The sequence below is a fragment of the Variovorax sp. 01N425 genome, from assembly GCF_056399465.1.
Map to the genome: position 1 here is coordinate 239,675 of NZ_JBFTRJ010000004.1, position 23,834 is coordinate 263,508.

The 23,834-nt window shown below is 68.7% G+C and carries 20 protein-coding genes and 1 tRNA gene; 6 read left to right on the plus strand and 15 right to left on the minus strand.

Features of this window, described 5'->3' with window-relative positions:
- Positions 1-52: 52 nt before the first annotated feature.
- Positions 53-484 carry a dihydroneopterin aldolase gene (locus AC1DSC_RS08970; protein WP_145745224.1) on the plus strand — a complete coding sequence of 144 codons (432 nt, stop codon included), beginning with the start codon at positions 53-55 and terminating at the stop codon, positions 482-484.
- A 64-nt stretch (positions 485-548) separates the two neighbouring features.
- Here the strand turns inward: AC1DSC_RS08970 and fae are convergent, their stop codons facing one another.
- The 13 genes from fae to cysS form a co-directional block, all read right to left on the minus strand.
- Positions 549-1,061: a formaldehyde-activating enzyme gene (gene fae, locus AC1DSC_RS08975; RefSeq protein ID WP_012748178.1), complete on the minus strand. Its 513-nt coding sequence runs from the start codon at positions 1,059-1,061 to the stop codon at positions 549-551.
- 83 nt (positions 1,062-1,144) lie between these two features.
- A complete protein-coding gene (locus tag AC1DSC_RS08980) occupies positions 1,145-2,092 on the minus strand; it encodes a triphosphoribosyl-dephospho-CoA synthase (RefSeq protein WP_418145451.1) in 948 nt (315 codons plus the stop codon).
- Entirely contained in the window at positions 2,092-3,045 is a 954-nt protein-coding gene (locus AC1DSC_RS08985; protein WP_436287812.1) for an ATP-grasp domain-containing protein, read from the minus strand. Before AC1DSC_RS08985 ends, AC1DSC_RS08980 begins: the two co-directional genes overlap by 1 nt.
- Positions 3,046-3,047: 2 nt before the next feature.
- Positions 3,048-4,055, minus strand: coding sequence for a methenyltetrahydromethanopterin cyclohydrolase (mch, locus tag AC1DSC_RS08990; protein WP_278881505.1), 1,008 nt, complete (start codon positions 4,053-4,055; stop codon positions 3,048-3,050).
- Complete coding sequence (locus tag AC1DSC_RS08995; RefSeq protein ID WP_478131801.1) at positions 4,052-5,194, minus strand: ATP-grasp domain-containing protein; 1,143 nt, start codon at positions 5,192-5,194, stop codon at positions 4,052-4,054. The genes mch and AC1DSC_RS08995 overlap by 4 nt, the downstream gene beginning before the upstream one ends.
- Before the next feature lie 14 nt (positions 5,195-5,208).
- A complete protein-coding gene (locus AC1DSC_RS09000; protein ID WP_026284001.1) occupies positions 5,209-6,126 on the minus strand; it encodes an NAD(P)-dependent methylenetetrahydromethanopterin dehydrogenase in 918 nt (305 codons plus the stop codon).
- Between the two features lie 59 nt (positions 6,127-6,185).
- Positions 6,186-7,232 carry a beta-ribofuranosylaminobenzene 5'-phosphate synthase family protein gene (locus AC1DSC_RS09005; protein ID WP_436287814.1) on the minus strand — a complete coding sequence of 349 codons (1,047 nt, stop codon included), beginning with the start codon at positions 7,230-7,232 and terminating at the stop codon, positions 6,186-6,188.
- Between the two features lie 230 nt (positions 7,233-7,462).
- Positions 7,463-7,555 (minus strand) — tRNA-Ser (locus AC1DSC_RS09010).
- 26 nt (positions 7,556-7,581) lie between these two features.
- Complete coding sequence (locus tag AC1DSC_RS09015; protein WP_012748185.1) at positions 7,582-8,850, minus strand: aspartate kinase; 1,269 nt, start codon at positions 8,848-8,850, stop codon at positions 7,582-7,584.
- A 70-nt stretch (positions 8,851-8,920) separates the two neighbouring features.
- Positions 8,921-9,898, minus strand: coding sequence for a tRNA lysidine(34) synthetase TilS (gene tilS, locus AC1DSC_RS09020; protein WP_436287815.1), 978 nt, complete (start codon positions 9,896-9,898; stop codon positions 8,921-8,923).
- A gap of 24 nt (positions 9,899-9,922) precedes the next feature.
- On the minus strand, positions 9,923-10,903 hold the full coding sequence (locus AC1DSC_RS09025) for an acetyl-CoA carboxylase carboxyltransferase subunit alpha (RefSeq protein ID WP_012748187.1): 981 nt from the start codon (positions 10,901-10,903) through the stop codon (positions 9,923-9,925).
- A gap of 16 nt (positions 10,904-10,919) precedes the next feature.
- Positions 10,920-11,573 carry a DNA-3-methyladenine glycosylase family protein gene (locus AC1DSC_RS09030; protein WP_012748188.1) on the minus strand — a complete coding sequence of 218 codons (654 nt, stop codon included), beginning with the start codon at positions 11,571-11,573 and terminating at the stop codon, positions 10,920-10,922.
- A 17-nt stretch (positions 11,574-11,590) separates the two neighbouring features.
- A complete protein-coding gene (gene cysS, locus AC1DSC_RS09035; protein ID WP_412511099.1) occupies positions 11,591-12,970 on the minus strand; it encodes a cysteine--tRNA ligase in 1,380 nt (459 codons plus the stop codon).
- 192 nt (positions 12,971-13,162) lie between these two features.
- Between cysS and AC1DSC_RS09040 the strand changes: the two genes are divergently transcribed.
- From AC1DSC_RS09040 to AC1DSC_RS09060, 5 genes are all read left to right on the plus strand, one after another.
- Positions 13,163-13,753 (plus strand): tetratricopeptide repeat protein, encoded by a 591-nt coding sequence (locus tag AC1DSC_RS09040; RefSeq protein WP_418145486.1) that lies wholly within the window; start codon positions 13,163-13,165, stop codon positions 13,751-13,753.
- An 84-nt stretch (positions 13,754-13,837) separates the two neighbouring features.
- The gene (locus AC1DSC_RS09045) at positions 13,838-14,437 is read left to right on the plus strand and encodes a peptidylprolyl isomerase (RefSeq protein ID WP_436287816.1); all 600 of its coding nucleotides are present in this window, start codon (positions 13,838-13,840) and stop codon (positions 14,435-14,437) included.
- 30 nt (positions 14,438-14,467) lie between these two features.
- On the plus strand, positions 14,468-14,980 hold the full coding sequence (locus AC1DSC_RS09050) for a peptidylprolyl isomerase (RefSeq protein ID WP_012748192.1): 513 nt from the start codon (positions 14,468-14,470) through the stop codon (positions 14,978-14,980).
- A 37-nt stretch (positions 14,981-15,017) separates the two neighbouring features.
- The gene (locus tag AC1DSC_RS09055) at positions 15,018-15,788 is read left to right on the plus strand and encodes a UDP-2,3-diacylglucosamine diphosphatase (protein WP_278877138.1); all 771 of its coding nucleotides are present in this window, start codon (positions 15,018-15,020) and stop codon (positions 15,786-15,788) included.
- A gap of 7 nt (positions 15,789-15,795) precedes the next feature.
- On the plus strand, positions 15,796-16,587 hold the full coding sequence (locus AC1DSC_RS09060) for a M90 family metallopeptidase (RefSeq protein ID WP_278877136.1): 792 nt from the start codon (positions 15,796-15,798) through the stop codon (positions 16,585-16,587).
- A gap of 72 nt (positions 16,588-16,659) precedes the next feature.
- On the opposite strand, the gene AC1DSC_RS09065 is transcribed toward AC1DSC_RS09060, so the two are convergent.
- Positions 16,660-19,590 carry a DUF349 domain-containing protein gene (locus tag AC1DSC_RS09065; protein ID WP_412512150.1) on the minus strand — a complete coding sequence of 977 codons (2,931 nt, stop codon included), beginning with the start codon at positions 19,588-19,590 and terminating at the stop codon, positions 16,660-16,662.
- A gap of 129 nt (positions 19,591-19,719) precedes the next feature.
- A complete protein-coding gene (locus AC1DSC_RS09070; protein ID WP_436287817.1) occupies positions 19,720-23,547 on the minus strand; it encodes a DUF748 domain-containing protein in 3,828 nt (1,275 codons plus the stop codon).
- Positions 23,548-23,834 lie beyond the last annotated feature (287 nt).

The following is a 23,834-nucleotide window of genomic DNA, read 5'->3' on the forward strand; positions in this document are numbered from 1 at the left end:
TGCCTCGGCTGCCTCGAACGCATCGCCCGAGGCAGCCGAGGCAGCCGCGCCCATGGACCTGATCTTCATCGAGGGCTTCAGCGGCCAGACGGTGATCGGCATCCACGACTCCGAGCTGCATCATCCGCAGCCCCTCTTGATCGATGTGCACGCCGGTGTGCCGCGCGCACGCGCCTGCGACACCGACCGCATCGGCGACACCATCGACTACGGCATGGTGCGCGAGCGGCTGGTGCGGCTCATGGCCGAGCACCGGCTGCAACTGCTCGAAGCCTTTGCAGAGGCCATTGCCGACATCCTCATCGACGAATTCGGTGCCAGCTGGGTCCGCGTGAAGGTCGTGAAGCCGCGCAAGTTCGACGATGTGCAGGCGGTGGGCGTGCAGATCGAGCGCCACGCGCCCACGCATCGCGCTTCGAAGCTGGGGCACGGCGCGACCGTGCTGAACTTTCTTGCGAGCGGCATGGTGCCCGCCAAGCACTGAACCTCCGAAGATAAAAAAGCCGACGCGTGAACCGCGTCGGCTTTTGTTCTTGCGGCTCAGAGGCTCAAAGATGGGCTGCGAACGGGTGTGCCGTCGTGCCCTTCTTGTCGACCACTTCCGCGGCGGTCGGCGAGCCGGCCACGGCGCGCTGGATGGCCTCGCGGGTGGCCTGGTAGTTGTAGTCCTGGATCTTCTTGTCGTCGTCGGCAAGCCAGTGGATGAACACGCCGACGCAGATGAACAGGTTGTCCGCCTCCGCCATGGGGATGGTGCCATCCTCGACGCTGTCGGCCACCGCCAGCGCCACGGCGCGCTGCGCCGGCCCGAACATCTGCACCGCCTGCTTGGCGCCCTTGATGGTCACTTTGTTGAACATCACGGTGGCCGGCTTGGTCAGCAGGTTGGGAGCCACGACTGCGAGCAGCGAAGTGAAGCCGTCCTTGTTGTTCGTCAACGCGTTCGCGAAGGCGGTCTCGGCAGCGCTGCCGCGCGGTCCGATGATCAGGTCGATATGGGCTACTTCGTTGCCGTCGCCAACGAGCGATTCGCCCACCATCAGTCGATCGATTTTTGCCATGGTTTCGAGTCTCCTCTCAGAGGTCCAAGGTGTTTAGGGTCAATACGACACCGGTCAGGAAGACCAGCGCAAAGCCATGGGTATCACGATCCGTGCCATCCATCGGCCGCCTCGCGCGCGGGCGCCGCGCACGAGCGGATCCAGCCCGAAAGCAGCAGCGCCGCCACGGTGAAATCGGCGCTGGTCCCGGGGTTGACGCCTGCGGCCTTGAGGGAAAGGTCCCAGGCGGCGAAGCCGGGGTCGGCATCGAGCGCCACGCCCGCGCCGGCACGCTCCTGCCAGGCCTGCGCCGCCGTCATGACAGTCTGTGCCACGCGCTCGCCGTGTTTTCGAACAATGTGTGAATCAGGAAAGGCGCTCAGAAACGCCAGGTAGAGCCGTTGGACGAAAGCCACAGTGGCGGTATCGGGCGGTGCACCGGCATCGGCCGGCGCCTCCCCGCAGCCCGCCGGTTGCACCGGTTCCTGGAACGCCAGCGCGAACAGGTCCGCGAATCCGTCGCGGTACTGGCGCGCGATGAGGTCGCGGTCCGCGGCAAGGGCCATGGCGGCACGCAGGTCGACGCTGGGCGCATCGCGCACGTCCTCGGCCGGCGCGGTGCCCAGGCCACCGGGATGCGCCTGCGCAATCGCGCGATAGGCGGCGCGCGCATCGTCGATGTCGAGCGTGGCCAGCACCGACGCCACGGCCGCGCGCAAGGCCGCGGGGGTTGCGGCCTGCGGGTGCTGCTCCACCGCGAGCGCGATGGGCGCGCACAGCAGCAGGATGCCGAGGTTGGTGTTGCACCCCGCCACCGCCCAGGTGGCCGCCACGGCCGCCTCGATGCGCGCGCCCACGCGCAGGCCGGGCTCGAACAGCGCGCCGGCCGCAGCCTCGGCGCTGGCAATGAACATCGAGGCCTGCATGCCGTGGCCTGGCGAAGCCTGGCTCACGTTGCCTGGCTTGCGCACGGCCACGTCGAGCCAGCAGGCGCGCAGGAAGCAGGCCCGCGCGCGCTCGATGGCCGCCTGCCGCGCGTTCGTCATCATCATCAGGCGCGGCGCTCCGGCGGCGGCAGGCTCTGCTGCACGAGGCGGCGCGCCTGCGCGAGCTTGCGGTCGAGCAGGTCGTCGACGATGGCGCGCGCGATGTTGAACCCCGTCACGCGCTGCAGCCCCTGCCAGGCGGCCACGCCATTGACCTCGAGCACCTGGATCTTCGGCCCGCTGGCCGCCGCGATGAGGTCCACGCCCGCGTAGTCCATGTCCAGCGCCTGCGCCGCGCCTTCGGCCAGCTGCGCGAGCGCGGGCTCCAGCACGGCCGGCTCGCAGCGCGCGCCCTGGGCCACGTTGTGGATCCAGTGCATGCTGACGCGCCGCATCGCGGTGACGGCGCGTCCGCCCACCACCATCACGCGCCAGTCGAAGCCCGGCGAAGCCATGGGCGGCACGAAGCGCTGCAGATAGGCCAGGCCCGCGTAGCGCGCATCGATGTCGGGCATCGGATGATGAACGCCGTCGACCTCGCCCACCAGCTGCAGGTTCTTGCCCTGCGAACCGAACAGAGGCTTGAGCACCAGCGCGTGGCCCGCGGCCATCTCGCGCATCGCGATGCGCCGCGCCTGGGCCGCCGACTCGGTGGCCCAGGTGGCAGGCGCGGGAATGCGCGCGGCATGCAGCAGCAGGCTGGTCATCGACTTGTCGACCGTGCGCTCGATGGCGCGCGCGTCGTTGTAGACCGGCACGCCGAGTTCGCGCAAGGCATGCAGCACGCCCAGGCGCTTGGTGACCTGCTCGAAGCTTCCGCCGGCGATGCCGCGCACCAGCACCGCATCGGGCAGCTCGCGGCCATAGCCGGGAATGACCAGGCCATGCCATGCGGCAGTGGTGTCGATGTTGCAGTCGGCCAGGTCGACGCAGCGCCCCACCGCGCCGCGTGCGCGCAGCGCGGCCTGCAGCTGGCGCGTGTGCCAGCCGATCTCGTCCGTCATGATCACCACACGCATGGTCAGGCCTCCTGCAGCCACAGGCGCTGCAGCAGCGCCATGTCGGTCGCGCCGCCGTGCCAGGTGTTGCCGCTGTCGATGTTGCTGACCCACACCTCGGCCGGCGCGAACAAGGCGCCGTCGATCTTGTAGAAGTCGTACTCGACCTCCTTGAAGATCTCGGCGAACGAGCGCCCGTGGTCGCGCGAATTGCGCGAGGGCAGCGCACGCGCCAGCTCGCGTGCCGCGGTGTCGTCGCCGCGGACCGTCAGGTGCACGCGGCCGCCGTACAGGATGGCGTCGTTGGTGCGGCCCATGGCCTCGACGCCATCGGCGCTCGGCGACGGCAGCGGCGCGGTGCCGGCGCCCTCGACGATGTTGGCGAGCGCAAAGCCGAGCTCGTGCGCCTTGTGCAGCGCCACCTCGAGCACGCGCGCCACCACCTGCGTGGTGCCTGCCAGGCTGGTGGTGGGCGTGAGGATCAGGGTCAGCGCTTCGGCAGCCAGGCCGCAATCGCGCAGCAGCTTGTCGATCACGATCTTCGGCGGCGCGCGATCGACTTCCAGCACCAGCACGCCGCAGGGTGCATGGTCGCGGTAGCCCAGTTCGGCAAAGAGTTTTTCCTTGACCGCCAGCGCGCGCGCCGGCCCCGAGCCGAGCGAAAAGAACTTCTTGCCGCCGGTCTCTTCCTTGGTGGCCGAGAGGCTCCAGCCGGCGTACTGGCTGCCAAGGCAGGCCAGCACCGGCTGCGAACTGCGCACGTCGAGCCACGTGGGCCAGCCCTCGGCGGCGGCGCCGCTGCGCAGGTTCACATGCCCCAGCCCGCCCATGCAGATCTCGCCGATCTGCAGGCCGGCCGCCACGCTGCCGCGCGCCTCGATGCCGGCATCGACGATGCGCGCGCCGCTGTCGTCGCGGCGCAGCTGCAGCCCGAGCGCATCGGCATCGGCCAGCAGGCGCTCGACCAGCGGACGGGCCAGCAGGTTGACGCTCAGGCCCGACGCGGCCGCGGGCGGGGAAGTGTTGCTCATGCCTTGGTCTCCAGTGATTGCAGCAGCCGCTCGCGGCCTTCGTTCAGTCGGGTGCGCACCTGCTGCGCGCTGCTTCCGCTCGCGGTCAGGGTGCACACGGGGTCGTCGATGTCGAAGCGCTGGCCGGCCTCGGGCAGGTCGCGGATGCCGGGCCATGCAGCCAGGCGCTGCGCCGCAGCCGCGCCGAGCTGCAGCGGCTGCCGCGCGAACACGATCTCGATGCCTTCGACTCCTTGCGCATGCGATGGCACCGGCGGCGGCAGTTCGCCATGCAGGCAGGCACGCAGATGCGCCTGCATCACCCCCGGCGAACCGGCGCGCGCCTTGTAGAGGCTCATGCTGGCCGGTGGCCTCGGGTTGACCTCCAGCACGCCGATCGCGTCGCCGTCGCGCATGAAGTCGAGGCTGCACAGGCCGCGCAGTTCGAACTCGACGGCCAGCGTGCGCGCGATGGCCGTCACGCGGCGCGCGATGTCCTCTGCCACGGGCACCGGCCCGACGGCACCGCAGAACACGAAGGGCCGCGTGCCGAAGCGGCGCACGGTCTGCTCGTTGAAGCCGAGCACATGCACATCGCGGCCATTGGCGATGAAAGTGGCCGACATCGGCAGCCCGGCCATTTCGCGCTGGAAGTAGTGGTGCGAAGACGGCGGCTCGTCGATCGACCACGGCGCATGGCGCACATGCCAGCCGCCGCAGCCGTGCGCGTCTTTCATGAGCCATCCCGCGGGGTCCTCGGGCGGCTGCAGCAGCACTTGCGGAAATGGGATGACCTGCGCAGCAAGAAAGCCGAAGAAGGCCGCCGGATCGCGCAGGCGGCGCACGGCCGCGGGCGCGGTGCCGATCAGCGGCAGCACGGCCGCGCCCTCTTCCAGCAGATCGGGCTCGCCCTCGAAGCCGCTGCCTGCAATCCAGCCCTGCACCGGTTCGCTGTCCTTTGCGAGCGTGCGCAGCGCGGCCAGGACGCTGGCCGCATCGATCTGCAAACTGCCGGGCGCGCCGATCGGCAGCCAGCGCGAAGCCGCGCGGCGCGTGTCGACATCGCCGAACAGATCGAGCGCGATCACCTTGAAGCCCTCGCTGGCCGCCGCCTCGGCCATGGCGCGCGCGGAGATGGCGGCAACGGCGATCGTCTGCATGGTGGCCGCTGGCTTCAAGCCGTCTTTCCGGCCTGCTCGACCAGGAAGGCGCGGGCCACCGCAAAGGCTTCGGGAAAGCTCAGCACCTGCGCTTTTTCGGCCTCGCACATCTGCACCAGCAGCCGATGCTGCGTCTGGTACTTGACGTTGCCCACCGCCAGCGCGCCGATGGCCACGGCCTGCGTGCCGGCCAATGGCTTGGCATCGTCCATCACGCCGACGCCGGCAATGCCTTCGGGCGGCACGGCGTTCACGTCGGCCGCCACCTTGAGCCGCGTCGCGGCGCCGAGCGCCTCGCGGGAGACCACCTGCACGCCGGCGGCCGCGCAGGCCAGCAGCACGTCGGCATCGGCGATGGAGCGGCGCACGGCGTCGGGGTCGCCGCCCGAGAGGCCGTGCAGCTTCACGCCGAAGCGCTGCCCGGTTTCGTCGGCCGCTTCCTGCGCCGCGTCGATGCCGTTGCGGCTGGACAGGTACACCTCGGCACCGGCCCCTGCCGCGATCACGCCCGCCACGCGGCCCACCGGCCCCGTGCCGCCGAGGATCACCACGCGCTGGCCTTCCAGGCCCTGTCCATGGTGGCGCTTGAGCGCGGCCTCGACGCAGGCCACCATGGCCGCGGCCGTGGTATAGGCGCCGCTCGGGTCGGCCATTGCCGAGACGACGAAGGGCTTGACCATCGAGGTTCGCGCGCGCTCGAGCATGTCGGCCGCCAGCTGCGCATCGCGCCCGCCGATGAAGATGCCGGTGCGCGCCACGCCCTTGGGCCCGCGCGAGAAGATGGTGTCCTGCGTCAGCCCGGTGATGCGGTCCAGGCCCACTTCGCAGTACGGCACGATGATCTGGTAGCCGGCGTCCGCTGCCATGTTGATGTCGAACGGGCTCATCTGTTGGCCGGGGGTGAACATGTGGAGGATGCGGGGACGTTCCATGAGGGCCTGCGTTGGTTGATGTTGATGTGTGGAAGGTTGAGGGCGGGTGCTCTGCGGATTCAGCGGTTGCGCGGCTCGGCGGCACGGCCGCGCACCACCGCCCCGCGGTTGCGGCCCGAGACGATGCGCAGCTCCAGCCGCGGATCGAGCTGCCCGGAGGCACGCGCCGCATCGACCAGCATCTCGGCCCGCACGTGCGAAGGCACGATCGCAAAACTCGTGGGGCCCCACGAGCTCTGGCCGATGGCCGCGTCGTGCCCGCGGCTCGCATCCGCGAACCAGTGCATCAGCCGGCCGACCGCCGCGCTCGTGTAGATGCCACCCTGCGCCGGCGCGAAGTGCTCGCCGAGCAGCTGCTGCATGCGGTTGATGCCCGCGGCAAACGGCGCGAACTCCGCGCGCGCGGCGCCGGGCAGCACCCGCATCAGCACCTGGTGGCAGATCTCGGCCGCGGCCGTTTGCGGCAGGGGCGGCAAGGCCGCGATGGCTTTCTTCTCCGCGCCGCCCGACAGGCCCTTGTGCGTGGGGTCCTGGACCACGATGACGCGCCATTCCTCCGGAAACTCGATGCGCGACAGCAGCGGTGCGGGCAGCCCGTCGGCGCCCGGGCCGCCATCGAGCAGCAGGCCGCCGCTGTCGAAACCCGCGATGCCGATCCCCGAGCGCAGGCCGCGCCCGAGCCAGTGCGCCAGCGTGCCCGTGTCCAGATCGAGCCCATGCCATTCGGCAAAGGCCCGCCCGATCGCCGACGCCAGCTGCGTGCCCGAGCCGAAGCCCGCATGCGGCGGCAGCGCATGGCGCAGCCGCAGCGACAGCGGCGCGTGGCGGCCGCTGCGCTGCTTCAGCACCGCCAGATAGTCCGCCGCGCGGGCCAGTTCCGCCCCGCCGGCCGGCGTGTCGGCCGACAGCTGGTCCGATGACGCGGACGCCGACAGTTCGAGATCGGTGGTGAAGCCGTCGATCACCAGCCCCAGGCTGCCGAACGCGCGTCCCAGCGAACCCGAGGGGTCCAGAAAACCGAGGTGCAGGCGCCCGGGCGCGCTCACGCCCACGGTGCGAACGCCCTGGTCGAGCCTGGAAGCAATGGCGAGATCGGCGGAGATCATGGGCGGCGGTGTGCGATGAGGCGAGGTCATGGACTCGCTTGTCATAGCAAGGGCCGTTCCGTCCATGCGCCCAGAGGGGGCACCGGGGCCAGGGCGCGTTCAGGAGGCCGGCGATGTCCCAGGAGCGGGACAATGTGTCACGGCGTGCGGGGGCCGCTGCAGGGGGCGGCTGCTGCGGTTGCAGCGCCCAAATGAAAAACGCCCCGTGAGGGGCGTTTTCGTTTGCTATCTGGCGGAACCGGAGGGATTCGAACCCTCGATGAGGCTCTACACCCCATACTCCCTTAGCAGGGGAGCACCTTCGGCCACTCGGTCACAGTTCCTGAAAGAAGCCGAGATTATGCCACCATCAGGCGGCCGGTTGGTCCAGGTCGAAGGCTTTGTGCAGCGCGCGCACGGCCAATTCCATGTATTTTTCGTCGATCACGACCGAGGTCTTGATCTCGCTGGTGGAAATCATCTGGATGTTGATGCCCTCTTCGCTCAGCACGCGGAACATCTTGCTGGCAACACCCACGTGGCTGCGCATGCCGATGCCCACGATGCTGACCTTGCAGATCTTGGTGTCGCCCACGATCTCGGTCGCGCCGAGCGAGGGCATGACCTTCGACTGCAGCAGGTCGACCGTCTTCGCATACTCGTTGCGGTGCACCGTGAAGCTGAAGTCGGTCCGGCCGTCCTTGCTGAGGTTCTGGATGATCACGTCGACTTCGATGTTGGCGTCTGCCACGGCACCGAGGATGTGATACGCGATGCCCGGCTTGTCGGGCACGCCCAGCACCGAGATCTTGGCTTCGTCGCGGTTGAAAGCGATGCCGGATACGACGGCTTGTTCCATGTTTTCGTCTTCCTCGAAAGTGATCAGCGTGCCTGACTTGGCCTCTTCATTGATGTCGATGTCCCATGGCGTGAAGCTCGAGAGCACACGCAGCGGCACCTTGTACTTGCCGGCGAATTCCACCGAGCGGATCTGCAGCACCTTGGAGCCCAGGCTCGCCATCTCGAGCATCTCTTCGAAGCTCACGGTCGAGAGGCGGCGCGCATCGGGCTCCACGCGCGGATCGGTGGTGTAGACGCCGTCGACGTCGGTGTAGATCAGGCACTCGTGCGCCTTCATTGCGGCCGCAATGGCCACGGCCGAGGTGTCGCTGCCGCCACGGCCCAGCGTGGTGATGTTGCCGCTGTCGTCCACGCCCTGGAAGCCGGTGATGACCACCACCTTGCCGGCGTCCAGGTCGGCGCGCACGCGCTCGTCGTCGATGCTCTCGATGCGCGCCTTGGTGTAGGAGTTGTCGGTGCGCACCGACACCTGCCAGCCCGCGTAGCTCACGGCCTGCATGCCCTCGGCCTGCAGCGCAATGGCCAGCAGCGCAGACGACGCCTGTTCGCCGGTCGAGGCGAGCATGTCGAGCTCGCGCCCGTGGGCGTCGCTCGGTTTGCTCGGCGCCAGTTCCTTGGCCAGGCCGAGCAGGCGATTGGTCTCGCCGCTCATGGCACTCGGGACCACGATCATCTGGTGGCCGGCGCGCGCCCACTTGGCGACGCGCTTGGCGACATTCTTGATGCGCTCGGTCGAGCCCATCGACGTACCGCCGTATTTGTGAACGATCAATGCCATGGATGAATTCAGAGAAATGGGAAGGGCCGCCGCTGCACTCCCGAGTGCCAGCGCGGCGCCCTGCAAGCCGTCAGCGCGAAGCCTTGGGCGAGGGCCCGGAATTGTACCAATGCAGCAGGTCGCCCCTGCGCTGGGCGAATCCATTGGCCACCTTGAGGTGGATCCGGTGGCCGCGGGTGGTGCAGGCCCGGACCTGGTCCAGCAGTTGGTCGAGCTGCGCCGCGCTGGGCGCGCAGCCGTGCGCCTGCATCAGCCAGTGCCGCAGCACATTGGCCTGCCGCGCGCGTGAAAGCGCCTGCAGCGCGGCGATGCGGGGCGGGTTGCCCACCACGACCAGGTCCTGCGCCGCGAGTTCGCCCAGCAGTTCCTGCGCCTGCGCGGCATGGCCGATGCTGCGCGCGAAGGTGGCGCGGAACTGCGGGAAGGTCCGCGCGAGCGCGGGCAGCAGCACGGCCCGGATCCGGTTGCGGGTGTAGCGCTCGTCCTCGTTGGTCGGGTCCTCGATCCACGGCAAGTCGACGCTTTTGAGCCACGCGCGGATGTCGGCTCCGGGCACCGCCAGCAGCGGGCGGTAGATGTCCAGCCCGTTGCGCCGCGCATGCGCGGGCATGGCCGCGAGGCCCGGCAGGCCGGCGCCCCGGGAGAGGGCCAGCAGAAGGGTTTCGACCTGGTCGTCCGCATGGTGCCCGAGGACTATCGATTCGATAGCGCCAAGCGCCGTATCCAAGCGCGCCATGGCTGCAAAAGCGTCGTAGCGGGCGCGGCGCGCCGCATCTTCGGGGCTGTCGCCCTGGGCATGGCGCGCGTCCACGCGGTGCACTGCCAGCGGCACGCCGAGGCGTTCGCATACGGCCGCGCAATGGCGCTCGAAATCATCGGCCGCGGCCTGCAGGCCGTGGTGCACATGAAAGGCAACAACCTGTCCGGGCCAGGCCGAGGCGCAAGCGGCCAGCAGTGCCGTGGAATCCGCGCCGCCGCTGAAGCCCACCGCCAGCGGCAGATGCGCCGGCTCGAACGCGGCCATGGCGCGTTCGAAGGCTTCGTTCATGGAAGGAGCAGCGCGCTGGCTTGTTTACCTGCCGGTGTCGGCCTTGGTGTCGTTGAAGCGCCCGTAGCTCTGCAGGCGTTCGTAGCGGCGCTCGAGCAGTTCCTTCGGCTTCAGGTCGCTGACCTGGCGGAAGGCGTCGTTGAGCGCGCGCTTGAGGAAAGCGGCCATCTGGCGGTGGTCGCGGTGCGCGCCCCCGACCGGCTCGTTCACGATCTTGTCGACCAGGCCGAGCGCCTTCAGGCGGTGCGCCGTGATGCCGAGCGCATCGGCCGCTTCCTGCGCCTTGTCGCTGGTCTTCCAGAGAATGGAGGCGCAGCCTTCGGGGCTGATGACCGAGTAGATCGAATACTGCAGCATCACGAGCTGGTCGCCCACCGAAATGGCCAGCGCGCCGCCGGAGCCGCCTTCGCCGATGATGGTGACGATGATCGGCACCTCGAGCTGCGCCATCTCGTAGATGTTGCGGCCGATGGCTTCGGACTGGCCGCGCTCCTCGGCGTCGATGCCCGGATAGGCACCGGGCGTATCGACGAAGGTGAAGACCGGCAGCTTGAACTTCTCGGCCGTCTTCATGAGGCGCAGTGCCTTGCGGTAGCCCTCGGGCTTGCTCATGCCGAAGTTGCGCGCGGTGCGCTCCTTGGTGTCGCGCCCCTTCTGGTGGCCGAGCACCATGCAGGGCGTGCCGTTGAAGCGCGCCAGGCCGCCCACGATGGAGAGGTCGTCCGAAAAGTGCCGGTCGCCGTGCAGTTCGACGAAGTCGGTGAAGATCTCGTTGACGTAGTCGAGCGTGTAGGGCCGCTCCGGATGCCGCGCGATCTTGGTGATCTGCCAGGGCGTCAGGTCGCTGTAGATGTCCTTGGTGAGCTGCTGGCTCTTCTTGCCGAGCTGGTCGATTTCCTCCGAGATGTCGACCGCCGATTCGGTCTGTACATAGCGCAGTTCTTCGATCTTTGTTTCGAGTTCAGCAATGGGCTGCTCGAAGTCGAGGAAGGTTCGTTTCGCCAACGTCTTCTCCTGTTGTTCAGTATGCGACCGGTACCGGGTCGAGCGATCGCCAAATATACCAAGTCGCCACGCTGCAATACGGGGCCCAGGCCACGGCAACGTCGCGGGCATCGCTACGGCTCACGGGATCGCCCGAAAAATAGTTGACGCTGATGCCGTTGAGCAGGCCCAGGTCGTCGACCGGCAGCACATTGGGGCGCATCAGGTGGAAGATGAGGAACATCTCGGCCGTCCAGCGGCCGATGCCGCGGATGGCCACGAGCTCGTCGATGATGAGCTCGTCGGCCATGTCCTTCCAGGCATCGACGTGCACCGCGCCCGAATCGAAGTGAATGGCCAGGTCCACCAGGTACTCGATCTTGCGCGCCGACAGCCCCGCCGCGCGCATGTCGTCGACCTTGAGCTTGAGCACGTTGGCCGGCGTGAGCTTGCGCGGCAGCACCACGAACTTGTCCCACACGGTCTGCGCGGCCTTCACCGAAATCTGCTGGCCCACGATGCTGCGTGCGAGCGTGGTGAATGCGTCGCCGCGCGACTCGAGGCAGGCATCGCCGAACTTCGGGATCAACCGCTTCATCACGCGGTCCTTCCTGGACAGGTGCTTGCAGGCCTCTTCCCAATAGTCCGGCGTGAAGATCTGGACCGCCGGGTTTTTCGAGGAAGCAGGCATGGGATTCGTGGTTCCGTTCACTGCGCTGCGGCCCAGGTTGTGCCGGTCGGCGAATCCTTGAGCACGATGCCCTGCGCCAGGAGGTCGTTGCGGATGCGGTCGGCCTCGGCGAAGTTCTTGGCCGCCTTGGCGGCCGCGCGCGCATCGATCTGCGCCTGGATGGTCGCCTCGTCCAGCGTGGCGCCCGCGCGCAGGAAGCGCTTCGGATCGTCCTGCAGGATGTTCAGGCATCCGCCGAGCGCCTTCAGCAGCCCGGCCTGCGCTGGCGACTGCGTGCGGTTCACTTCACCCGCCAGGTCGAACAGCACGGCCACGGCCTCGGGCGTTGCAAAGTCCTCGTCCATTGCGGCCTTGAAGCGCGCCGCATACGGATCGTTCCAGTCGATGGCCGCCAACGCCTGCGGCGCGACCAGGTCGAGCGACGTGTAGAGCCGCTTGAGCGAGGCTCGGGCGTCGTCGAGATGCACGTCGCTGTAGTTGAGCGGGCGGCGGTAGTGCGCCCGCACGACGAAGAAGCGGATGGTCTCGGCGTCGTACTTCTTGAGCACGTCGCGGATCAGGAAGAAGTTGCCCAGGCTCTTGGACATCTTCTCGTTGTCGGTCACGATGAAGCCGTTGTGCATCCAGTAGTTGGCCAGCGGCTTGCCGGTTGCGCCTTCGCTCTGCGCAATTTCGTTCTCGTGATGCGGGAACTGCAGGTCTTCGCCGCCGCCATGGATGTCGAGCGTTTCACCCAACAGCTCGCAAGCCATGGCCGAGCACTCGATGTGCCAGCCGGGGCGGCCCGGGCCGAACTCGCTGGCCCACTTCACTTCTTCGGGTTCGCTCGCCTTGGCGCTCTTCCAGAGCACCGGGTCGAGCGGATCGTCCTTGCCGTCGAGCACCGCCACGCGCTCGCCCGCGTGCAGCTCGTCGATGGACTTCCCGCTGAGCTTGCCGTAGCCCGGAAACTTGCGCACCGCGTAGTTCACGTCGCCGTTCTCCGCGCGGTAGGCCAGGCCCTTCTTCTCGAGCGTGCCGATCATCGACAGCATCTGCGGGATGTAGTCGGTGGCGCGGGGTTCGTGGGTGGGCCGCTCGATGCCGAGCGCATCGGCATCTTCGTGCAGCGCATCGATCATGCGGTCGGTGAGCGAACGGATGGTTTCGCCGTTCTCGACCGCGCGGCGAATGATCTTGTCGTCGATATCGGTGATGTTGCGCACGTAGGTCACGGCCAGGCCGCTGGCCTTGAGCCAGCGCTGCACCAAGTCGAAGGCGATCATCGAGCGCGCATGGCCCAGATGGCAGAGGTCATAGACCGTCATGCCGCACACGTACATGCGCACCCGGCCCGGTTGCAATGGGGAGAACTCCTCCAGTTCACGCGAAAGCGTGTTGTAGATGCGCAGACTCATGAGGCTCGGAAAACGTCGCTTCGCGCTCGTGCGGTACGGGCGAACGACGGTGTATTTCAGGGGTGACGGGACAGTGGCCACGAGGGGTTGGACATGGCCCCTCGGCTACAATGCACCGCAGTATAAACGGCTGCTGCCGTGTCCATTCCGGGTGTTTTCGAAGCCCGCATTTCCCACTCCTGCCGAGGCTTCATGAAGCACGTCGCGTTCTCCAAACTCTCCATCGCCTTCGCACTGCTGCTCAGCCTGTGGGGTTCCGCGGCCTACGCCAACGACTACGACGACGTGAACACCCTGCTGCGCCAGGGCAAGTCGAACGAGGCGCTCGCCAAGGCCGACGCCTACATCGCCGGCAAGCCGCGCGATCCGCAGATGCGCTTCCTGCGCGGCGTGATCCTCACCGAGCAGAAGAAGCAGAACGAGGCCATTGCCGCGTTCACGCAGATGACGCAGGATTTCCCCGAACTGCCCGAGCCCTACAACAACCTGGCTGCGCTCTATGCAGCGCAGAGCAAGTTCGACCAGGCGCGCGCCGCGCTGGAGCAGGCGCTCAGGCTCAACCCCAACTACGCCACCGCGCACGAGAACCTGGGCGACGTGTACGCCCGCCTGGCGGCCCAGGAATATGTGCGAGCGCAGCAATTCGCCAGCACCAACGCCAGCGTGGCGCCCAAGCTCTCGCTGATCCGCCAGATCTTCACGCCCAAGGCCGAGGCCGATGCCGCGGCCCTGCCGGCGGCACCGCCTGAAGCCCGCAAGCCGGTCGGCCGCGCCAGCAAGTAAAACGACGACCGCCGGCAGCATCCTGGCCGCGGCCGCTTGCATTGCCCGGCCCGCGCCCCACATCATTCGCACACGGAGCCATCCTTGACGATCCAAGCCCCTTCCCTGTCCACCCGCTTCAGCCGCCGCGGCGCGCTCGTGCTGGCCGCCTCGCTCGTGCTTGCCGGCGCCGTCCACGCGCAGCAGCCCGGCCCGCGCGTGAAGCTCGCCACCTCGGCCGGCGACATCCTGGTCGAGCTCGACCAGGCCAAGGCACCCCAGACGGTCGAGAACTTCCTGCAGTACGTCAAGGACAAGCACTACGACGGCACCGTGTTCCACCGCGTGATCGACGGCTTCATGATCCAGGGCGGCGGCTTCACGGCCGACATGCAGCAAAAACCCACGCGCGCGCCCATTCCGCTCGAAGCCAGCAACGGCCTGAAGAACGACCGCTACACCATCGCGATGGCGCGCACGGGCAATCCGAATTCGGCCACCTCGCAGTTCTTCATCAACGTGAAGAACAACGATTCGCTCAACGCACCCAACCCCGACGGCTACGGCTATACGGTGTTCGGCCGCGTCGTGGCCGGCACCGAGGTGGTCGACAAGATCCGTGCCGTGCAAACCGGTAACAAGGGCGGCATGCAGAACGTGCCGCTCGAGCCCATCATCATCAAGTCCGCCACACTGGCGAAATAATTTCCGAACATCCGAAGGAAGGACTCCCTCATGAGCAACCCCAAAGTCGAACTCCACATCAAGAACTACGGCGTGATCACGCTCGAACTCGACAGCGCCAAGGCGCCGAAGTCGGCCGAGAACTTCGTCAACTATGTGAAGAACGGTCACTACGACAACACGGTGTTCCACCGCGTGATCCCTGGCTTCATGGTGCAAGGCGGCGGCTTCGAGCCCGGCATGAAGCAAAAACCCACCGGCGCCGAGATCGAGAACGAAGCCAACAACGGCCTCAAGAACGACAACTACACCGTCGCCATGGCGCGCACCAGCGCACCGCACTCGGCCACCGCCCAGTTCTTCATCAACGTGGCCGACAACGGCTTCCTGAACCACACCGCGCCCTCGGCCCAGGGCTGGGGCTACGCGGTGTTCGGCAAGGTCACCGGCGGCACCGACGTGGTGGACAAGATCAAGGCCGTGAAGACGGGCCGCAAGGGCTTCCACGACGACGTGCCGCTCGAGGACGTGGTGATCGAGAAGGCCGTCCTCGTCGCGGAATAACGCGCGGACCGGCGAACGAACGCGGCGCGGCACGGGCATGGCGGAACCTCCGGTTTTCAAGGAACTGCTCGCCCCGCCCGCGTGGCGCACCGTCGACCTGATCTCCGACCTGCACCTGCAGGCCGACGAGCCCGCCACCTTCGAGGCCTGGCGCGGCTATCTGGAGACCACGCCGGCCGATGCGCTCGTCATCCTGGGCGACCTGTTCGAGGTGTGGGTGGGCGACGACGCCGCCGCCCTGCCCGGCTTCGAGGCCGAATGCGCCGAGCTGCTGCGCCGCACGGCCGAGCGGCTGCCGGTGTACTTCATGCACGGCAACCGCGACTTCCTCGTGGGCCCGGCGCTCGCTGCCCAGTGCGGCTTCACGCTGCTGGACGACCCCACGGTGCTGGTGCTGCATGGCGAACGCTGGCTGCTGAGCCATGGCGACATCCTTTGCCTGGACGACACCGACTACCTCCAGTTCCGCGCCCAGGTGCGCACGCCCGAATGGCAGGCCGCCTTCCTGGCCAGGCCGCTGGCCGAGCGCCGCGCGCTCGCGCGCTCCATGCGCGCGCAAAGCGAAGACCGCAAGCGCAACCCCTCGGCCGTCTGGGCCGACGTGGACGGCGGCGCCGCGCGCCAGTGGCTGCAGCAAGCGCGCGCGCACACGCTGGTGCACGGCCACACGCACCGCCCGGCCGATCACGACCTGGGCGACGGCCTCAGCCGCATCGTCCTCAGCGACTGGGATGCCGCAGCCCATCCACCGCGCGCGCAGCTGCTGTGCCTGTCCCCCGCCGGCGCACAGCGCGTCGATCTGCGCTAGCGCGGGTATGTTCAAGTGGCTGCGCCGGCTGCGCGCCCTGCCCTCCATTCCTGAAGACGCCTGGCAGGCCACGCTCGAGCGCTATGCCTTTCTTGGCGCATTGCCCGCCGCCGCCCAGCAGCGGCTGCGCATCCTGGCGGCCGAATTTCTGCGCGACAAGGAGTTCCACGGCACCCAGGGCTTCGTCATCACCGACGAGGTCGCGCTGGCCATCGCCGCGCAGGCGGTGCTGCCGATTCTCAACCTGAAGGGCGGGCTGGACTGGTACGACGATTTCGTCGGTATCGTGGTACATCCGTCGGAGGTCGTCGCGCGGCGCAAGATCGTCGACGAGGCGCAGGTGGTCCACGAATACGACGAGGTGGTGGCCGGCGAGGCCATGGACCGCGGGCCGGTGATGCTGAGCTGGCAGGACGTGCTCGCGAGCGGCATCACGACGGGCGGCGGCTACAACGTCGTGATCCACGAATTCGCCCACAAGATCGACATGCGCGCAGGCGACGCCGACGGCTGCCCGCCGCTGCCGCCCGGCTTTGCAGGCAAGCGCAGCGCACGCGAGGCCCGCGCCGCCTGGCTCGCGGTGCTGCAGCCGGCGTACGAGGACTTCCGCGAGAAAACCATCCTGGCCGAGCGCTTCGGCGCGGAGCCGCCGTGGCTCGACGACTACGGGGCGGTGTCGATCAGCGAATTCTTCGCGGTGGCCTGCGAGGCCTACTTCGTGAACCGCACGGCCTTTGCGCGGGATTTTCCGTCGGTGCTCGCGCTCTTCGACGAATTCTTCGGACGCGGCCAGGCCTGATCGCCGCGCGCGGCCGGGCAAAAGAAAAGCGCCCGAGGGCGCTTTTCTTCTTTGGCAGGACGACGATCCCGCCTACTTGCGCAGCAGCGCCTTCAGCGCATTCTGCAAACGGCGCGCGCTCGCAGGGTCATGGGCCGCCGCCAGCACCTTGCCGGCGTCCTGGCCCCAGGTCTGGGCCGGCGCCGGATCGCCGCGCTTGGTCAGCAGCTTGAGTTGCAATGCACGGCGTGCGTCGAGTTGCTCGGCCGGCGTCGGCACTTCGGCGGCCATTTCGAGGCGCAGCAGCGCTTCGGCAGCTTCATCGGGCGCGGCCTTGGGCGCCGTGCCGATGGCCTGGGACCAGCCGCTGCGCACCGCGGGCGTCACCGCGCGTCCGAGTTCCTGCACGCTGGGCAGCCGCGAGGCATCGCGCTGTTCCCATGCGCCGAGCACCTGCGTGAGCGCTTCGCCGTGGGCCTGCGCCGCAAGCTTGCGCAGCGCGAGGTCGGCGCGCTCGAGCGCTTCGCGCTGGGCGCGGAAAGCGGCGTCGCCGAGCCGCGGACCACGGTCCTCGAAGCGCGGCGGACGGTCGCCGAAGCGTCCGGCCGGCGCACCGCGGTCGCCGCCGCGGCCATCGGGACGCGCCGCGCCGCGATCACCGGGACGGCCAGGGCCGCCCGGCCCCGGACGGGCACCGTCGCGCCGATCGCCGAAGCGGCCGCCTGCACGGCCCGCGGGCACGGCCTCGGCCTTCTTGTTGCCGGGACGGTCGTCGCCGCGCACGGCAACCACGGGCTTGGGAGCGGGCTTCGGCGGTGCGGGCGGTGCCTTGGCTTCTTCGGCCGCGGCAGCTTCGCCGGCGTCATGTGCCGCCACGTCGGAGCGCGCCGATGCGTCGGCACCGTCGGCCGGCGCGACGAGATCGGGGCTGGCCGCGGCATGGGCCGGAGCGTGCGTACCCGGCTGGGCTTCCGCGTCGCTCGAGCCCGGCGCCTGCTCGGCGCTCTCGCCGAACTCGGCCGCAGCCTGTCCGGGCGCAACCACTTCGGTGGCGCCCACGGCGGGGCCGTCGCTCGAGGGCTCAGGCTTTGCGGCAGGTGCCGGCGCAGGCGGAGGCGCCTCGCCGCGCAGCGCGGCTTCGAGCCGCGCGATGGCGGCGCGGATCTTCTGCACGTCGCCGCCGGCATTGGCCGCGTCCAGTGCCTTGGAGGCCTCGAGCACATGGCGGTCGTGCTCGCTCATTGCAGAGGAGACCTTTTCGCGCTCGGCGGTCTTGCGGTTGAAGGCTTCGTCGATGGGTGCGCGGAACGCGTCCCACAGCTTTTGCTCATGCCGGCGGTCGAGCGGCACGCCCTGGGCCTCGGCCTGCCAGCGCTGCTGCAGGGCCTTGACGGCATCGATGCGCAGCATGGGCTGGGCGCCGAGCTCGGCGGCTTCCGCGATCATGGCCTGGCGCCGTTCGATGCTGGCCTTTTGCGCCGCCTCGAAAGGAGCGCGCGCGGCGCCGAAGGCTTCGTTCCACTGCGGCTGCAGCTCGGCGAAGATTTTTTCGCCCACATGGCCGGCATCGCGCCAGCGGTCTGCAAACTGATGCAGCGCGCGGTTGTGCGCCTTCAGGTCGGTGGGATTGGCGTGCTCGGCCGCCCAGGCCCGCACTTCTTCGATCAGCGCCACGCGGTGCGCGCGGTGCTCGGCCGCATCGGCGCGCACCTTCTCGAGCCAGGCCTCGACCACCTTGTGGGCTTCGTTGCAGGCCTCGTCGAAGCGCTTCCAGAGCGCATGGTTCGGCACGCCGCCCTGGTCGGCCTGCTTCCACTGGTCGCGCAGCGAGCGCAGGGTTTCCTGCATCTTGCGGCCGCCAAGGGCCTGGCCTTCGGGGCGCTTGAGCAGGCCTTCGGCCTTGGCGACGAGGTCTTCGCGCACCTTGTCGGCGCTCCAGCGCTGCCAGCCTTCGAGCTCGCCGGCTGCGACCAGCGCCGCATGCACGCGCGCCTCGAGCGGTGCCTCGACCAGCTTGCCGTGTTCCTTCAGCACCGCGCGCAGTGCGGCGGCCGCACCGGCGCTGGCCTTGCCGTGGCCTTCGGCGGTTTCCTGCTCGAGCTTGGCCAGGGCCGCCTGCACGGCGTCCTGCGCCGCTGCACGCACGGCCGGGTCGACCTTGGGCGCCGCGGGCTTGGCGGGCGCCGCCTTGGGTGCGACGACTTCGCCGCGCGCGGCGCGAAGTTCGTCGGCCCACACCGGCACCGGCGGCAAGGGAGCGGCAGCGTCGGCGGCCGCGGCCTGCGCCTGGGCCAGCGCCGCATGGAACGCATCGGAGACGACCAGCAACTGCGCCTTCGACGCTTCGAGCTGCGGGGCGAACCTGGCATCCAGGCTGTTCCAGTTGGCATCGGCCGTGATGTCGGCGGCCTGCTGCTGCCAATGGGCCACGTCGGCGCGCAGCGATTCCTCGGCGGCCTGGGCGTCCTGCCAGCCCTTGGTCGACAGCACCTCGAAGCGCTGGGCCAGCAGCACGGCGGCCTCGCGATGCACCTGGGCGCGGTGCTGCAGGTCTTCGATGCCCTTGACGCGTTCGGCCAACTGCACCTTGAAACCCGCGAGCGGTTCGCGCGAGAGGGGCGCGCCGGCCTTGGCGGCGTCGCGCTGCCAGGCGAGCGCATCGGCGATGTTGAGCTTGGGCTGGGCCAGCAGCGCCTCGGCCTTTTGTGCCCATTCGGCGGCAATGGCCTCCTGGCTCTTGGCGCGCTTGAGTTCGTCGAGCTTTTCGCGCAGCAGGCGCGCGGCGCCCTTGTCGCGGCCGCTCAGCTCCTTGAAGACTTCCTGCATCTGCTCGGGCGCGGGGTTGCCTGCGAGCCAGTCGCGGATGCGCGCGGCGCGCTCGCCCGAAGTTGGCGCGGTGAAGGCGCCGCCGGTGAGCGTGTCGAGGGCCTGGAGGTCGTGTGGCTTGGAAGAAGTAGAGGTCACTTGCGCGAAATCGTTGTCTGAAGAGAGAAAGCGAAGGCGCCGGCAAAGGCCGGCGCACATCGACATTTTCACCCAGTTGTGGCGGGCGGTTGAATTCCATGCCGCAACCGCAGCCAAATGGCTGCCGGAAGCAGGCGCGGGATGGCTACCTATATGGCGAGGCGGAGCGGAAAACCAAGTGGGCGTTCGTCACTTCATGGCCAGGTCGAGCTCGGCGCCGGGCTTCCAGTCGTCACCGCTCGCCTTGGTCTTCACGGCGCCGAGGAACAGGCGTTCGCTCGGCAGCTTCTGGGCCAGCAGGTAGTCGCGCACCACGGCGCCGCGCTCCACGGCCAGCTGGCGGATCGACTCCTCGTCGACCGGAATGCTCGCAAGCAGCAGGTTTTCCATTTCCTTCACCGGCAGGTCCTTGGCCAGGCCGACCATGTTGCGCGGCTTGGTGATGTCCGCGCGCTTGTACACGGCGGTCAGCAGCTCGGGGTATTCGGCATCGGTCAGGGGCGGCACCTCGGTGCCGTCCTGGCCGCCGCGCACCGCCACGCGCCGCTTCTCGGCCTGGGCGAGCTGGCGCAGGCGCTGGCGTTGATAGGCGTCGCGCTCCTTTTCGAGGCTGGCGGTGCCGACCACCGTCATCCGCAGGTTCGGGCGATCGGTCAGCGCCTTCACGACCTTGTCCAGGCTCTCCTTGGCAGTGGCGCTGAGCACGGCGCTTCCGGGCTCGAAGGTGATGGTGCTCGACTCGCCGCTGCCGCCGCCCAGTCCGCCGGTCAGCAGGCTGAACGGCGAGGTCACGGCCTTGACGATCAGGTTGACCACCGCCTTGAAGATCAGCGGGCCGATGCTGAACTGCGGATCGTTGAGCGAGCCCCTGAGCGGCAGGTCCACGTCGATCACGCCGTTGCGGTCGGCCAGCAGGGCCACCGCGAGCCGCACCGGCAGGCTGTTGGGCGCGCCCTGCACTTCGTCGCCGAACTGCAGCTGGTTGAGCACCAGCTTGTTGGAGGCCGTGAGCTGGCCGTCGGGTGCGATCTTGTAGTTGACGTCCATGCTCATCTTGCCGCGCTCGATGCCGTGGCCGGCGTAGCGCACCGAGTATGGCGACAGCGGTGCCAAGTCGAGATCGCGCATCTTGGCGGTAATGTCGAGCTCCAGCGGCTTGGCCAGCGGATTGAGCTTGCCGGTGATTTCCAGCGCGGCGGTCTGCTGCGCCTTGCCGCGCAGTTCCAGGTCGGCCAGCGCGGGACGGCCGCCCTCGCCCTTGGGCGGGTTCGACGAGAAGGAGCTGAGCTTGCCGGTCAGCTCGCTCAGGTCGGCCGAATAGTTGGGCTTGACGAACAGGTCGGTGAAGTCGATGCGGCCGTTGACCAGGCTCATCGGGCCGAAGTTGATGACCGGCCTGGGCCCCGCATCGGCCTCGGCCTGCGCGGTTGCGGTGGGCGCCGCGGCCGGCTTGGCAGGCTCGGGACCGCCGCCGACCATGGCCTCGGCCGACACCGGCGCACCGCCGCCGCCGCCCGAAGGCTGCTGCGGTCCGCCGCGCGTCGTGGTGGTGGTTCCGCCGAGGCTGCGCCGGGTCTTGACCTCCGCGCTGGCCGCGGCAGCGGCGTTGGCGTCCGCCTCGCCCTTCTTGGTGAGGTTCACCAGGTTGAGCCGGCCGGTCGGGTCGACGATCACGCGGGCGAAGAAATCGGTCAGCGTGGTTTCGCGCACATCCACCGCCGGTGCGGCATTGGGCGCCACGCTCACCTGCAGGCCGCGCAGGCTCAGGGTCTTCCAGCTCAGCAGCTGGTTGGTGTTGCGGTCGAAGCCCGGCGACTGCGTCAGCGAGATGCTGTTGGCGCGGAAGTCGTCGAGCGCCGTGTCCCCGGCCAGCTTGATCGTCATGCCAGCCGGCGCGCTCGCGTAGCGCACCGTCCCCTTGTAGCTGGCGAAGGCGCGGCGGATGTCGACGTTGAGCGCGTCGGCGTAGTAGGCCTTGAAGGCATGGGCCGGGAACGAGGCCACTTCGAGCCGGCCCTCGGCCGAGAGCGGCTTGAGCACCACGTTGCCCTTGTAGTCGAAGCGCCCCGGCTCCGAGCGGCGGGAGCCGATGCGCCCCGAAACCTGCAAGGGCGAGACCGTGGCGGTTTCGGGCGCGACCTTCTGCGCCTTCAGGCTGAAGGCCGTGATCTCCACGGCCACCGGCGTGGCGCTGGCCTTGTCGGCATAGGACAGCGTGCCGTTGTCGACCGCCAGGGTGCCGATGGTCAATGCCCAGGGCTTGGTGTTGGCGCCGGGCGGGGCCGCCTCGGGGCCGGCGCCGGCAGGCTTGGGCGCAGCCGCCTTGGCCTGCGCCGTGCCGCCGTTCCCGGCCGGCGTCTTGAGCCAGCGCTCGAACATCCAGCGCTTTTCGCTGTCGCGCTCGACCTGCACCTTCGGGTTGGTGGCGGTGAACGAGGCCACGTCGAGCGTGTGCTTGGTCATGTCGGCTTCGGCGTCGATCAGCTCGAAGCGCCCGACGCTTGCCAGCGCGGTCTTCGCCTGGGTGAGCGCCAGGCCGTCGACGGCCACGCGCCGCGCCTTGAAGCGCAGGTCGGGCTGGGCCCAGGCAACCTCGACCTGGCCGCTGAGCTTGCCGTCGAGCGTGGGCTCCAGGCTCTGCGCCAGATAGGGGGCCGCCAGCGACAGCGGCAGCGCGTCGACCTCGGTCTGCACCTCGGCCACCTTGTCGGTGGCGCTGCCCTGGAACTTGAGCGTGGCGCCGGCAATGGCGGTGCTGCCGCTGAACCGGGCCGGCTTCTCCATGGGCCAGGTGAGCTCGGTCAGGTCGAGGCCGAGCGCGGTCGTCTCGATGGCCGCGGCCGGCTGGACGGTTTCATCGCGCCATCCGATGCGCCCGCCGCTGAGAGCCACCTTGTCGACGCGGACCTTCAGCTTCGGCTTTTCGGGGGCCTTGCCGTCCGGCGCGCTTGCCGCGGCGGCGGGGGCTTTCGCCACCTTCTCTGCCGCTCCGGTGGCCGGATCGGTGGCCAGCAGGTTGAGCTGGCCCTTGGCGTCGCGCGCGACCGCAAGCTGCGGATTGGCCAGCGCCACCTCGCTCAGGTGAAACACCGCTTCCAGCGGCCGCACGTCGGCCAGCGCCAGCTTGAGCGAATCGAAACCCAGGAGGTCCCGCCCCCGCGCATCGCCGAGCTTGGCCTTGTGCGCCTCGACCGTGCCGGTGATCTTGAGGCCCGCCGTGGCGGCCTGCTCGAAGTCGATCTTCAGGTCGGCATCCAGGCTGCCCGCCTGCAGCTGCACTGGCAGGCCGCCCGGGATGTAGCCCAGGTACGGCGCCAGGTCGAGCCCCTTGAACTGCAGGTGGGCGTCGGTCTTGCGGCTTGCCGCGAACGGCGTGGTGAGGGCCGCCGAATCGAACTTGCTGCCGTTGAGCGCGAAAGCCAGCTTGGGCTCGGTGTTGACGTCGCGCTTGGAAGCCAGGTTGCTCAGGAACGGCACGTTGAGCACGAAGCCGCGCAGTTCGTGCCTGCGCTTGACGGTCTGGTCGTCGAAATCGACCGCGCCGTCCCTGATCGAGATGTTGTAGATCGCAAAGCGCGCCGGCTCGGCCTTGGGGTCGGGCGGCGGTCCGGCCGCGAGCTTGGCCAGGATGTCGTCGATGTCGTACTTGCCGTCAGCCTGGTGCGTGAGCAGGATGGCCGGCGCCTCGACCGTCACCGCATCGATCACCGGCGCCAGGCGCAGGATCGACTGCAGTTCGGCGTCGGCATAGATGCGCTTGACCGCCACCTGGGGCCGGCTGCCGTCGGCCGTGGCAATGCGCAGGTCGTTCAGCGCGAGCTCGAGGGTCCAGGGCTTGAAATCGATCTTGCCGACCGTGACCTGCCGGCCCAGCTTCTCGCTCGCGATCTTCTGGAGCTGGCTCTTGGCAATTGGCGGCACCGCGAGCCAGGCGATGACCCAGAGCGCCAGCAGAACCAGCAACGCGACGATCCCACGTCGCACCCATTTGTTTTGTTTGAGCGAAGCTACATCCATCGCGGGAGTGTGCCGCAAAGAAGCTTGGAGCCAGAAACAAGAAAGCCCGGCAATTCGACGAAAAGTCTCATTACCGGGCTTGATGGCGGGCACAAAACCCATGCCATCGTTTCGCGCGACCGGAAGTCAATGGTTCCTGCCGTGCTGGCAGCAAGAGATTGCCGCCATGGATCCTCCATCGTTCCAACCCTTGACTTGCACCTCGGGCCGTAGGATTTCGGAAAACCGCCTGAGAACTCAGGCGTGTTCAGATTAGGCGCCCCACCCTTGCATTGCAATGCCGTCTT

Coding starts and splice junctions, on each gene's coding strand:
- AC1DSC_RS08985 (WP_436287812.1), bottom strand. CDS start 3,045: ATGCGTGTGGTGATCATGACGGACGAGATCGGCTGGCACACGCGCCAG.
- AC1DSC_RS09030 (WP_012748188.1), bottom strand. CDS start 11,573: ATGCCTGCTTCCTCGAAAAACCCGGCGGTCCAGATCTTCACGCCGGAC.
- AC1DSC_RS08970 (WP_145745224.1), top strand. CDS start 53: ATGGACCTGATCTTCATCGAGGGCTTCAGCGGCCAGACGGTGATCGGC.
- AC1DSC_RS09065 (WP_412512150.1), bottom strand. CDS start 19,590: ATGTGCGCCGGCCTTTGCCGGCGCCTTCGCTTTCTCTCTTCAGACAAC.
- AC1DSC_RS09070 (WP_436287817.1), bottom strand. CDS start 23,547: ATGGATGTAGCTTCGCTCAAACAAAACAAATGGGTGCGACGTGGGATC.
- AC1DSC_RS09060 (WP_278877136.1), top strand. CDS start 15,796: ATGTTCAAGTGGCTGCGCCGGCTGCGCGCCCTGCCCTCCATTCCTGAA.
- cysS (WP_412511099.1), bottom strand. CDS start 12,970: ATGAGTCTGCGCATCTACAACACGCTTTCGCGTGAACTGGAGGAGTTC.
- fae (WP_012748178.1), bottom strand. CDS start 1,061: ATGGCAAAAATCGATCGACTGATGGTGGGCGAATCGCTCGTTGGCGAC.
- tilS (WP_436287815.1), bottom strand. CDS start 9,898: ATGAACGAAGCCTTCGAACGCGCCATGGCCGCGTTCGAGCCGGCGCAT.
- AC1DSC_RS09015 (WP_012748185.1), bottom strand. CDS start 8,850: ATGGCATTGATCGTTCACAAATACGGCGGTACGTCGATGGGCTCGACC.
- AC1DSC_RS08980 (WP_418145451.1), bottom strand. CDS start 2,092: ATGATGATGACGAACGCGCGGCAGGCGGCCATCGAGCGCGCGCGGGCC.
- AC1DSC_RS08995 (WP_478131801.1), bottom strand. CDS start 5,194: ATGCAGACGATCGCCGTTGCCGCCATCTCCGCGCGCGCCATGGCCGAG.
- AC1DSC_RS09005 (WP_436287814.1), bottom strand. CDS start 7,232: ATGATCTCCGCCGATCTCGCCATTGCTTCCAGGCTCGACCAGGGCGTT.
- AC1DSC_RS09040 (WP_418145486.1), top strand. CDS start 13,163: ATGAAGCACGTCGCGTTCTCCAAACTCTCCATCGCCTTCGCACTGCTG.
- mch (WP_278881505.1), bottom strand. CDS start 4,055: ATGAGCAACACTTCCCCGCCCGCGGCCGCGTCGGGCCTGAGCGTCAAC.
- AC1DSC_RS09050 (WP_012748192.1), top strand. CDS start 14,468: ATGAGCAACCCCAAAGTCGAACTCCACATCAAGAACTACGGCGTGATC.
- AC1DSC_RS09000 (WP_026284001.1), bottom strand. CDS start 6,126: ATGGAACGTCCCCGCATCCTCCACATGTTCACCCCCGGCCAACAGATG.
- AC1DSC_RS09055 (WP_278877138.1), top strand. CDS start 15,018: ATGGCGGAACCTCCGGTTTTCAAGGAACTGCTCGCCCCGCCCGCGTGG.